General features: G+C 60.4%; 11 protein-coding genes. All 11 read right to left on the reverse strand.

Translation table 11 applies throughout. The features are described from left to right. Positions 1–159: 159 nt before the first annotated feature. The gene (locus AC2ETI_RS32135) at positions 160–600 is read right to left on the reverse strand and encodes a hypothetical protein (RefSeq protein ID WP_322943305.1); all 441 of its coding nucleotides are present in this window, start codon (positions 598–600) and stop codon (positions 160–162) included. A 131-nt stretch (positions 601–731) separates the two neighbouring features. Beyond that, positions 732–1,304: a hypothetical protein gene (locus tag AC2ETI_RS32140; RefSeq protein WP_058037365.1), complete on the reverse strand. Its 573-nt coding sequence runs from the start codon at positions 1,302–1,304 to the stop codon at positions 732–734. Continuing rightward, complete coding sequence (locus AC2ETI_RS32145) at positions 1,280–2,728, reverse strand: MCE family protein (RefSeq protein ID WP_058037366.1); 1,449 nt, start codon at positions 2,726–2,728, stop codon at positions 1,280–1,282. Before AC2ETI_RS32145 ends, AC2ETI_RS32140 begins: the two co-directional genes overlap by 25 nt. After that, positions 2,729–3,847: an MCE family protein gene (locus AC2ETI_RS32150; RefSeq protein WP_058037367.1), complete on the reverse strand. Its 1,119-nt coding sequence runs from the start codon at positions 3,845–3,847 to the stop codon at positions 2,729–2,731. Further along, positions 3,844–5,028 (reverse strand): MCE family protein, encoded by a 1,185-nt coding sequence (locus tag AC2ETI_RS32155; protein WP_058037368.1) that lies wholly within the window; start codon positions 5,026–5,028, stop codon positions 3,844–3,846. Before AC2ETI_RS32155 ends, AC2ETI_RS32150 begins: the two co-directional genes overlap by 4 nt. Continuing rightward, on the reverse strand, positions 5,025–6,020 hold the full coding sequence (locus AC2ETI_RS32160; RefSeq protein ID WP_058037369.1) for an MCE family protein: 996 nt from the start codon (positions 6,018–6,020) through the stop codon (positions 5,025–5,027). The genes AC2ETI_RS32155 and AC2ETI_RS32160 overlap by 4 nt, the downstream gene beginning before the upstream one ends. A gap of 4 nt (positions 6,021–6,024) precedes the next feature. Next, complete coding sequence (locus tag AC2ETI_RS32165; protein WP_058037370.1) at positions 6,025–7,038, reverse strand: MCE family protein; 1,014 nt, start codon at positions 7,036–7,038, stop codon at positions 6,025–6,027. After that, entirely contained in the window at positions 7,035–8,201 is a 1,167-nt protein-coding gene (locus AC2ETI_RS32170; protein ID WP_058037371.1) for an MCE family protein, read from the reverse strand. Before AC2ETI_RS32170 ends, AC2ETI_RS32165 begins: the two co-directional genes overlap by 4 nt. Next, on the reverse strand, positions 8,198–8,986 hold the full coding sequence (locus tag AC2ETI_RS32175) for an MlaE family ABC transporter permease (protein WP_058037372.1): 789 nt from the start codon (positions 8,984–8,986) through the stop codon (positions 8,198–8,200). Before AC2ETI_RS32175 ends, AC2ETI_RS32170 begins: the two co-directional genes overlap by 4 nt. A gap of 108 nt (positions 8,987–9,094) precedes the next feature. Continuing rightward, the gene (locus tag AC2ETI_RS32180; RefSeq protein WP_082661338.1) at positions 9,095–9,880 is read right to left on the reverse strand and encodes an MlaE family ABC transporter permease; all 786 of its coding nucleotides are present in this window, start codon (positions 9,878–9,880) and stop codon (positions 9,095–9,097) included. 218 nt (positions 9,881–10,098) lie between these two features. After that, a partial coding sequence (locus tag AC2ETI_RS32185) for a GMC oxidoreductase (RefSeq protein ID WP_483635012.1) occupies positions 10,099–11,403 on the reverse strand: 1,305 nt, incomplete at its 5' end.

Raw genomic sequence — 11,403 nt, forward strand, 5'->3', positions numbered from 1 at the left:
GGAAGTGTCAACGACACGTCCTGCCAAATCCTCTGCGACCCGAAAGACTTTGTCAGTCCTTGTACCGCTACCTCGACACCCATGACTAGGCTCCCTCTTCTTGCTTGCTAGTGACTTGCGAACACAATCGAACTCAAACCTGTGGGAGTGCCGCCGATCTCAGACGGGTGTGATGTCGGAGATGAGCCAACTACCATCGGCATCTGTCATGGTGACCCGCACGCGGCTGCCATCCAGCCGAGGCCCCTCGTATTTGGTGCTGGTGGTGCTTTGGTTGAGAAACAGCAGCAACGTCACGTCATTCGCGTCAGCGTTGACCACCGAACTCTCCACCACCTCAGCGACGGTGATGATCGAATCTCGATGCGCCGCAGGGATGATGACGCCGGAGCTGAGTTCGGCGAAATCGTCTCGAAACTTTCCGGTTAGATTGTCTACGGCCGAGGCGAATTGCGTATCCACTGTATTGAAATCGTAGGACAGCACCTGCGGCAAACGAGTCTCGGCCGAATCGGTGGCTGCCGTGATCGCGTCATCTGTGGCGCGATGACCTGACAGTTGATGTTCGAGTACTGCCGTACCTCCAATCGCACCGGCCAACAGTATCCCGAGTCCAGCGAGCGATACGGCCGTTGTCCGCGTGCTCAAGGTAGACAGTCTCCGCAGCGGTCTGCGGCGCGTCGGCCGGTGACGAGCGAGGGCCAAATCCGACTTCACTTCTTCGGTCGCGTTCATGCCACGAACTCCACGTTGGAAACGAGCCAATTGCCGTCTATTTCCTCGAGATTCATCTTCATGCGGTAAACCCGTTGCTGCCCTTCCGGAGCTTCGGTGTTCTTGACCGTGGAGGTAACAGCCGTCAGAACTGTTGCGTGAGAGTCGTCGGAGTCGACGATCCCTATTTCCTTTACCTCGCCGGTCGATTTGACCTGACCGTCGTTGAGGACGGTGGCAAAGCTGCCCGAGATCTTCTCGAACTGATCCCGAAACGATCCCGTCGCACTAGCCGCGATCGAATCCAAATTCTCCTGAGCGGCATCGTGATCGAGGGAAACAAGTTGTGACGCGATGCGACTGGCGGTTTCCGTGACCGTGCGATCCCGGGCAGTATCGGCGTTGTCCGCGCGAACCTCGAGTCCGGCGCGAACACAGAGTCCACCGAAAATCAGGACTGCGATGGCCAGCGCCGCGAAGACGATTCCGCGGAACCTGCTCGCTACCGGGAGGCTAGAAGTGCCCTTCGGCGTGCTGTCGAGCTCGTCTATGAGATCAGAATTGTCTACTTGATCAGAAGTGATTGCCATCCCAAGTCTTCCTTTCCGTGTGCTGTGTCCTGGACCGATTGACCGAGGATGTAAGTAATGCCGTCCGGCCCGCGGAACGCTCCCTTGGCTTCCGAATAGGGTGTGGCGGTGTCGACCTGCGTTGAGCGCGGTGTCGGTTCGGGTGTTCTAGCTGGCGCAAGAACGGCGGGCTGCGGTGCAGCCCCGCCGCCCGGTACCGAATCCCCGGGGTGTGCGAGCATCTCCGGCCATGTCGAGGGGAGCCCCCGTGGGCAGTTGGCGATATCCGCAGTTCGGACGCTCGGATCGGTGGCGCAGGGGAGGTTGCGTGCACCACGCGGCACTTTCGGATTATCCGGCGCGACCTTGCAGTACGCGCCGGGCGGCACTTCGGCCGGACCGATGTCGGACGGATCTCGCCGTACCGTGGACTGGTATCCCTCGGTGCACGGGGGCGGGTTGAGAGTGTTGCCCAGCTTGATGTCTAGGGGCGCTTGGGGTGAGAGTTTGTCGTCGTCGAGTTGGAAGCCGGTCACGCTGTAATTACTCACTGCCGACAGTGCCGGATAGACCACGAGGATCTGGCGTAGTTGAGGCAAATTGACTCGTAAGACCTGGCCACCGGTTTGCAGGTCGGACAACAGTACCGGCAGCGTGGGATCGAGCTCGGCGAGGGTCCCCGAGACGGTGTCGGCGGCACTGGAAGCATGGTCGAGAACCCCGCGAATGTGACCGTCACTGAGCGTGAGTTGTTCGGTGAACGAGGCGAGATCATGTGTGAAGGATCGTACGTCGCCACTGACCTCGTTGCCGGTGTTGAGAAGGGGTTCGGCATCATGAACCAGATCGAGTGTAGGGCCGATGTCGGTCTGCGCGAGTGCGAGCAGACGTGAGGACGAGTCGATCAGCGATGACAGGGCCGGGCCGGTGCCGTCAAACGCCAGGTATGTCTCGTCGACAGCGGTGCGTAGAGTTTCGGGAGCAACACTGTCGAGGAGCCGCTGGGTTTGATCGAGGACCACCGCGGTACTCGTGGGCACCGAGGTTTTTTGCACTCGGATGACGTCACCGTCAGCGAGATACGGGCTACGCTCGGTGGCCGGTGTCAGATCGACGAACTGCTCGCCTATCGCTGACATACTCTTGATTGTGGCGAGGGTGTCGGCCGGCACCTGGGGTTCATTCCGCAGCTGCATGCTCACTCGGACCACGTCGGAGGCCAGATCCAGATCGATTGCTGTCACGCGTCCTATGTCGAGTCCCCGATAGGTGACCAACGCGTTCTTGTATATGCCACTGCCATCAGTGAATTCGGCGCTGACAGTGTATGTGTCGAAGCCGGTGAGTCGTTGGATTCCAACGTAGCGAATCAATCCGTACACCAGGCTCGCGATGGCAAGGATCGCGAAGACGATCAGTTGGCCCTTGACCAGTTTAGTATGCATCTAGCGTCCGCCGTTCGTGTTGTCGGTCCCGGTCGGAGCCGAAGGCTCGGTCGGGGCGATCAATGGGTTGACGGCTCGATTGGACATGGGGACGAGATCCTTGACCGGGAAGGAGCCGACGACCTTCGTCTGGATGGCTTCCGCGCTGAGATCGAGTGTGAGGAACAGATTGGCGTAGTCACCCCGAAAGCCCTTCTCCACCGCGGTCACAGGGAAGGGGTAGGTCAGTCCCACCAGCAGGGATTCGGGCAGGTCCTCGCCTGCTGCGGCCAGTTGTGTCAAGACCGGCCCGAGGCTGTGCAGGTTCGCGGTCAGATCTTCTTGGCTACTGCTCAGGACCTCGGCCGCCCGGTCTCCGAGATTTCCGACGCTGTCGAGCATCGTTACCAACTGCGTCTTCTGCTCGTCGAGGACGGCGAGGGCCGGTTGGATCGCCTCGATACCGCTGCCGAGTGTGTCCTTCTGCAGAGCAAGCTCGTAGGAGAACTGGTCGAGACTGTCGATGGCTCGCACGATGTCCTCACGCTGCTGGTCGAGCCCACTCACAAACGTCTCGATTCGTCCGAAGGACCGGTTCACCGCGTCCTCGTTACCGCCGACAGCGTCGTTGAGTTCGGTCATGATGGTGCGTACCTGTTGCAAGCCACTGCCATTGAGAACCAGCGACAGCGCAGCGAGCACCTGCTCAGTGGCTGGGTATTGCGAACTCGACGTCAATGCGATGCTGTCACCGTCCTGCAGTTTCTCTCCCTCGCCGCCGGGGCCTGTCGGCGAGGTCAGTTCGAGATACTGCGCGCCAAGCACACTCGTCTGCGCAAGCTGCGCGGTGACGTTCCTGGGCAACTCGACCTGGTCGTCGATATCGGCTGTGACGACTGCGATGCTGTTTTTCACCGCGATGGTCGTGACGGTCCCGACCGTGACGTTATCCGCCTTCACTATCGAGTTTCCCACCAGATTCTGGACATCACGCAGCTCAATGGTCACGGTGTACGCGCCGCTGCCGACCGAATTACCTGGCAACGGAAGAGAATTGGCCCCGTCGAATCGGCAGCCTGTCGCCATCACCGTGGTCAGTGCGAGCATTCCGATCAGTTTCAGTGGTGCAACGGTCTTCATCGTCCACCTCCTGGTGTGAATAGTTCGGGAAGTCCGGGGGCTACTGTGGGGGAAAGAGCAGGAGCGGTGGCAGGCGGGCCCGATCCTCCGCCCTGAGCTGCTCGCACGGCGGCACTGAACAGGTCGCCGAAGTTCTCGCTGGCCCGTGTGCACTCTTGTTGCGGCGCATCGACTGTCGTGAGTAACGCACAGATCATCGACATCGGATCCGGGTAATCCGCAATCTCGATGTTCGCGGTGAGCGAATTGGAATCGGGATCGTAGATGTTGTATAGATCCGCGAGCGCGGTGGGAGCGCCATGCAGAATCTGTGCGAGATCGTCTACCCTGTTCACCAGCAGATTCGTGATCCGGGTGAGCGAGGAAACGTCCTTCGTCAACGCCCCCCGATTGTCGCCGACGAACTTCTGGATTTCGGGGAGCATCGAATCGAGTGCGGCCACGGCAGCGTCGAGCTCAGTGCGATTGTCGTTGAGCAGCTTCGAAGCGCCGCCGAGCTGCGAGGCGAAGATCTCGATCTCGGAATCGTTGGCGGCAAGTGCAGACACCACCGTCTGCAGGTTGCGCACCGTCCCGAAAAGATCCGGCCCGCCGTCGGCGAGCGTCCGCATGGCTGCGGAGAGATTGATGAGGCTCTCCTTGAGAGTCTTGCCGTTCCCGCCCAGCGCCTTGGTGGTGGCATCGGCGATGCGGCTCAGCGCACCGCCCTCGTTCCCGTCCTTCGGACCGAGGTCGGTGGCGAGGTCGGCTACCTGCTTCTTGACCTGATCGTATTCGACCGGGACGGCGGTTCGTTCGAGTGGAATCTCGGCACCGTCGGCGAGTTTGGGTCCGGCATCGGAGACGGAGGTCAGCTGAATGTAGCGGCCCGATACCAGGGTCGGTGCCACGATCACGGCACGGCTGTCCGCATCGACCCCGTGCTCCGAGTCGAAGTGCAGGGAGATTTTCACCTGGTCGCCGATCGGTTCGATGGTGTCCACCGCACCCACCGGAACGCCACGAATCATGACCCGGTCCCCGGTGTACAAACCCACCGAGCTTACGAAGTACGCCGTCACCTTCGTCGCAGCCGAACTCGCAGCCCAGGTCGCGAGGGCCGTGGCGACGATAGCGACAACGATCAAGCCTGCCAAGATCCTGCCAGGCAAGGGGATTCGGCGTCTGCTCTGCGTACTCATCGGTGACTGTCTCCTCCAGGGCTGCCGGGTTGTTGCCCGTTGAGATTGGCCGGGGTGATGTTCTGTAGCAGTACGCTGAAGAACGGTCCGCTCCCAACGACCTCGCCGAGCTGGGTGACGTAGGGTCGCAGACCCGAAATAGAGTCGTTGATGTTGGCGTAGTTGGCATTGAGGGTTTCCAGAACCCTGTCTACCTGGGCGAGCATCGGCCCGGTAGTAGCGGCATTGTCCTGGGCCAGCCCTCGGAGCTCGTCGCTCACGGCGCGGACGCGCACAAGCAGGGCGCGAATGGTCGCCGCTCGATCGTTGAGGGCAGAAAACAAGATCCCTCCGTCGGAGACCAGTGCCACCAGGTTCTGATTCCGCTCTGCGAGGATTCCCGTGACCGAGTTTGATTGCTGCAAGAGGTTGCGCAGTTCCTCGTCCCGCGAGGCGATGGTCGTCGACAATCGCGACAAACCCTCGAGCGAGGGACGGAGATTGTCCGGAATCTCGTCGAGAACGGTCGACACACTGTCGAGCGCTTCCGAAAGTTGCTTCTTGTCTGTCCCTTCGAGTCGATGAGTCAACTGATTGAGGGATTCGGTGATATCAAACCCCGAGGAGGTGTTCTCCAATGAGATTCGGTCACCGATGTCACCGTCACCGTCAGGGCGCACTTCTACGTAGCGGCGACCGAGTGCAGTCTCCACCTTAATGGAGGCGGTGGTGCGCTTGCCGAGTGAGCGGCCGTCGGTATCGATCTCGAGATCTATGTCTACATGGTCACCGGACAAAGAGATCGACGAGATCTTGCCGACCTCGATCCCAGAAATCTGTACCGAGTCCCCCGCCGTCAGTCCGCTGGCATCGTCGAACTCTGCAACCACAGTCTGTGTGCCGGATAGTCCGGGAATGCTGTCGTAATTGAAGACCGCGACGAGGGCAGCGATAATGATCGCGGTTCCCACCAGGCCCATTCGGACAGGGTCCCGTTCCTGGAATGATCTCATTCGCTTACCTGCATCTTTCTGCTGGCGCTGTGAACATGGGTGTGGTTGCCGGGCCGCCGATTCCGGGATACCGAATGGCGAGGCCGCAGACGAAGAAGTTGACGAAATTTCCGTAACCCGACGCTCGGTTCAACAGTTGATAGGTGCTGGGGAGTTTGGCCAAGAGCAGATTCAGCGTGTCGGCCTTGTCGTTGAGATTGCTTGCCAGCTGTTGGAGTTGGGTGATGTCTGTTGCTATTGCCGGACGATTGTCCGCGAGGAGCTGCGCAGTTTCTGCGGCGCCGGCACCGATGTGGTCGATTGCCGTGGTAATCGTGTCCCTGTCGGCGTTGAGTCCACTGACCAACTGCTGGAGGTTGACGACGAGCTCGCTGAACTGATCACCTCGACGATGCACGGTATCGAGTGCGGCGGAGAGATTGTCGATAGTCCGCCCGATGACCTCGTCGCGGTCGGCGAGACTGTTACCCAGGGTCCCGATCTGTCGGATCAGGGACGCGATATTCTGTTCCTGCCCGTTCAACACCTCGATCAACGAGGCGGAAAGCTCGTTCGTCTGATCGGGATCGAGGCCCTGCAACAGCGGCTTGAAGCCGTTGACAAGAGTATCGATGTCGAGCGCAGGTCGCGTTTGCCCCACCGGGATCGCGTCTCCCTCTGAGCGGACGCCGGATGCGTCGGGGTCGATGGTCAATTCCAGGTAGCGGTCACCGATCAGATTCTTGTATTTGATGGCGGCCGTGGAACTGTTGAACACATCGATATCAGTGGAGACGGTGAAGTCGACTTGTACCAGTCCGTCCCCGGCGAAGGCGACTTTCGTGACGTCGCCGACCGGGACGCCTGCGACCTTGACGTCTTCACCGGTCTTCATTCCGGATGCACTGGTGAACAGCGCTCGGTAGCTGCGCGCCGCACCGAACCGCAGATCGCCGACGACGACGACCAGCATCGCCGTGATGACGGAAGTGATCACGAGGAATACGACGAGCTTGAGCCCGGCATGTCGCGCGATCATCGGGTCATTCCGTAAATCAGCGAGGCGAACGGATTGCCGATCAGGTCCATGGGCGAGAGTACAGGACCGTATACCGTTGTTCCGGTGTTGAAGTCGGTATGACCAGGAGGGGCGCTGTTCGGCCCGTACGGGTACCCGTAGCAGCTCGGCGGATTGTCGGCACCGTTCACGGGCAGATCCTCTTCGTAGGTATAGGGCGGATCACCCATCAGTAAGGTGCCCAGGATGTTGAGGCCGGGCCGGTCTCCGCCGAATGCACGCTCGAGATATCTGCGCGACTGATTGAGACTCGAGAAGAAGCACGGGTAGGACGGTGAGTACTCCGCCAACAGCCTTGTCGTCGGATCCAATGCGTCGACCGCGCGAATCAATGGCGTTCCCGAGCGGTCGAGCACCTGGGTGCCGGTGTTTCCGAAAGTGGTGAAGCTCAACAGAAATGCACTCAGCTGAGCCTGCTTCTCTACGACGGTATTGCCGGCGACAGAGAGGTTGCCGACGGTGTCCATGAAGTCCGGGGTGACAGCGGCGAATGTCTCGATGTTGTCGGCAAGCAACGGGATGTCCCGCTGTAGGATCGGCATGCTCTCGTTGAACTGGCCGAGATATCGATCGACGTCGACCAAAAGGTCCCCGAAACGTTCGCCGCGGCCATCAAGGGCAGTATCCAGGGCGGTCAGTGTCGCGCTGACCTTCTGCGGCTCGATCGTATCGAGCACACCCAACAGAGACTGGAAGGTACGGTTGATCTCGACGGAGACCTTGGCGTTGTCGATTACCGATCCAGCGGTCAAAGTACTCGTCAATGGATATTCGGGGGTCACGAGAGTGACGAACTTCCGCCCGAACAGTGTTGTCGGGGCGATGTCCGCGCCCACGTTCGACGGTAATTTGCGGGCTTCCTCGGGTTTGAGTTCCAAGATCAGCGTTGCGTGATCGTCATCGAGTTCGACCCGATCGACGCGTCCGATCACCATCCCCTTCACCTTGACGTCTGATCCAGGTTCCATGAGCAGACCAGCTCGGTCCGCGTACAGGAAAACGCGAGTGCTCGGGGTCAACACCCCGGTGTATGACGCGAGCGCGCCGACCAGAACCAGAAGAGCACAAACCAGTGCGATCATCGCCAGCAGTATTGCGCGACCGCGCGAGATTTCGATTCTCATCCGGACACCCGTACCGTCGAATGCACGCCGCCGTAGACCGCGATACCGACTACGAGGTCGATGACCATGATGGCGATCAAAGATGTACGGACTGCACGCCCCACCGCGACGCCGACACCGGCAGGCCCGCCCGATGCGTTGTACCCGTGGTAACAGTGCACGCACATCACGACAACCGAGATGACGAGGACTTTGACCAGTGACCACAGGACGTCGTAGGGGTCGAGGAAAAGATTGAAATAGTGCGTATAGGTACCCGAGGACTGATCGGACAACACGACACTGACGATTTCGGTCGACGCGTATCCCATGAACAGAGCGATTGCGTACAGCGGTGCGACTGCCACAAGACCTGCGAGAATGCGAGTGGTAACAAGGTACGGGATCGACGGGACCGACATCACCTCCAACGCGTCGATCTCCTCACTGACGCGCATCGCCCCGAGCTGGGCCGTGAAACCGGCCCCGACCGTAGCTGTCAGCGCGACACCCGCGATCACCGGAATCGCCTCACGAGTGTTGAAGAACGCGGAGATGAAACCCGACATCGCCTCGACACCCACACGCCCTAGCGAGCTGCTTCCTTGCTGTCCGACTTCGTACCCTGCTGCAGCAGTGAGGAACCCGACGATGACAACGGTTCCACCAATCACCGCGAGGGCACCCGTGCCGAGGCTAACCTCGGCGATCAGTCGCACCACTTCACGGCGGTAGCGCCGCAGAGTTCGTGGAATCCACCCAATGCTGTGGATGTGGAACGAGAGCTGTGAGCCGGCATCGACCATCCCATCGGTAGATCGCTGTGCAGCACCTCGGAGCTTGTGCCCCCAGGGCTTTTGGCGAAGGACGGAGTCGATACCGTGTTCGCTGGAGGTAGTCATGGCAAGTCCCGTTCAGTGAATGGTCAACGTAGTGATGATGGCGTTGGAGAGAAAAAGCAGCAAAAAGCTGAACACAACGGTCTGGTTCACAGCGTCGCCGACTCCCTTGGGCCCGCCCTTTGCATTCAGCCCTAGGTGGCAAGCAACCAGTCCGGCCAGAAAACCGAACACCGCGGCTTTCATCTCACTGATCATCAGATCAGGGAGTCCTGTCAAAATCGGTATGGCAGTGATGAATTGCCCGGGGGTCGCGCCTTGAAGGTACACCGCATACAGGTAGCCACCCACCAACCCGACGGCGGTGACCAGTCCGTTGAGGAAAAGGGCAACGACGGTGGAGGCAATGACGCGTGGGACGACGAGTCGCTGCAGAGGATCGATTCCCAGAACTCGCATTGCATCGATTTCTTCGCGGATCGTGCGGGATCCCAAGTCCGCACATATTGCCGTTGCGCCAGCTCCTGCTACCACGAGAACTGTTACTACAGGACCGATTTCGCGTATCACTGCGACGCCGGCGCCAGCACCACTGAGATCGATGGCCCCGATCTCATTGAGCAGCACATTGATCTGAAAGACGACCATCACACAGAAGGGAATCGCCATGAGCAGCGTCGGCACGATGGAGACGCTGGCAATGAACCATGCCTGGTGCACAAATTCCCGAAACTGAAAGGGTCGACGAGGAAGCCGCCGCAGTGTTTCTGCCGCAGTGCCGTAGAACTGTCCGATTGCGCGGGGAACTACGGTTGCCAACTCAACCCAACGCCCTGCCACACGACTATCTGTGGTGCTCATCATTTTCCGTTTCGGTCATGGATCGGGAACGAATCAATCTGTGGAAGTTTCACCTCCACGGCGCGACCGTCTCGGCGACGGAGAGAAACAGTCACATCGGCGCGAGCGCCGATCGGCGACCTCTCGTTGCAGCACTGTCGGGTCACCGTTCCTGCCGTCCAGTAAGTCGCGCGTACCGGGGTGTCAAAGTACAGTACATGGTCGCAGATCCGAGTGGATTACGAATTGCTCTGCGCACCAGTCATTTTCCCCGAAGAGCTAGTGATCTTCACGATCGGCAAGACCAGCGCGGCCGGAGCCGACGCCGGCACCACAGGCGACTTGGGTGCAATCGGAGCCAAACGCTCGTAGCCGCTGCCCTGGGCGGGACGCAGGTCGGTCTCCCCCTTGTTCGGCCACAGCGAGGCCGAGCGCTCGGCCTGAGCGGCAATGGTCAGCGACGGATTCACACCGAGGTTGGCCGAGACCGCTGCGCCGTCGACGACGCTGAGCGTCGGGTAGCCGTACACGCGGTGGTACGGATCGATGACGCCGTGATCGGAATCCGACGCGATAGCGCAACCACCCAGGAAGTGCGCCGTCAGTGGAACGTTGAAGATCTCGCCCCACGTACCAGCGGGGACGCCGTCGATCTTCTCGGCAACTCGACGCGTCGCCTCGTTGCCCTCCGGGATCCACGTCGGGTTCGGCTGACCGTGGCCCTGCTTGCTGGTGACCTTGCGTCGACCGAACAGGCCCTTCTTCGTGTACGTGGTGATCGAGTTGTCGAGGTTCTGCATGACCAACGCGATGATCGTGCGCTCACTCCAGTCCTTGACCGTGAGCGTGCGCAACAGACCCAAGGGGTGCCGCAGAACCATCTTCAGGTATTTCAGGAACCGTGGCGTCTTGCCGCCGCCGTCCGTCATCAAGGTCTGCAACAGGCCCATCGCGTTCGATCCCTTGCCGTAGCGGACCGGCTCGATGTGGGTGTCGCTGCTCGGGTGGAACGACGAGGTGATCGCCACTCCGCGGGTCAGGTCGAGTGCGGGATCGACCTTGTACTTGCCTGCACCGACAATGGATTCGGAGTTCGTTCGAGTCAGCTCGCCGAGCTTGTCGGAGAGCTTGGGCAGCGCTCCGGTGTCCTTCATGTCGAAGAGCAGATGCTGAGTGCCCCACGTTCCGGCCGCGAGAATGACGTTCGCAGCCGTGTAGGTGCGGCGGTTCTTTCGTCCGAATGCACCGGTTCGCTCGGTGAACACGTCCCACGAACCGTCGCGAGCCTCACGAAGCCCGGACACGGTGGTCATCGGAATGATCTCGGCGCCGGCCGTCTCGGCAAGGCCCAGATAGTTCTTGAGGAGCGTGTTCTTCGCTCCGTGACGGCAGCCCGTCATGCACTCGCCACACTCGATGCAACCGGTGCGCTCGGGTCCGACGCCGCCGAAGTACGGGTCCTTCGCTTTCTTGCCCGGCTCACCGAAGTAGACGCCGACAGGGGTCTGGATGAACGTGTCGCCGACGCCCATGTCGTCGGCGAC

Source organism: Rhodococcus sp. MurmanLake-1, assembly GCF_056945715.1.

Coding starts and splice junctions, on each gene's coding strand:
- AC2ETI_RS32140 (WP_058037365.1), bottom strand. CDS start 1,304: ATGGCAATCACTTCTGATCAAGTAGACAATTCTGATCTCATAGACGAG.
- AC2ETI_RS32145 (WP_058037366.1), bottom strand. CDS start 2,728: ATGCATACTAAACTGGTCAAGGGCCAACTGATCGTCTTCGCGATCCTT.
- AC2ETI_RS32150 (WP_058037367.1), bottom strand. CDS start 3,847: ATGAAGACCGTTGCACCACTGAAACTGATCGGAATGCTCGCACTGACC.
- AC2ETI_RS32155 (WP_058037368.1), bottom strand. CDS start 5,028: ATGAGTACGCAGAGCAGACGCCGAATCCCCTTGCCTGGCAGGATCTTG.
- AC2ETI_RS32160 (WP_058037369.1), bottom strand. CDS start 6,020: ATGAGATCATTCCAGGAACGGGACCCTGTCCGAATGGGCCTGGTGGGA.
- AC2ETI_RS32165 (WP_058037370.1), bottom strand. CDS start 7,038: ATGATCGCGCGACATGCCGGGCTCAAGCTCGTCGTATTCCTCGTGATC.
- AC2ETI_RS32170 (WP_058037371.1), bottom strand. CDS start 8,201: ATGAGAATCGAAATCTCGCGCGGTCGCGCAATACTGCTGGCGATGATC.
- AC2ETI_RS32175 (WP_058037372.1), bottom strand. CDS start 8,986: ATGGTCGATGCCGGCTCACAGCTCTCGTTCCACATCCACAGCATTGGG.
- AC2ETI_RS32180 (WP_082661338.1), bottom strand. CDS start 9,880: ATGAGCACCACAGATAGTCGTGTGGCAGGGCGTTGGGTTGAGTTGGCA.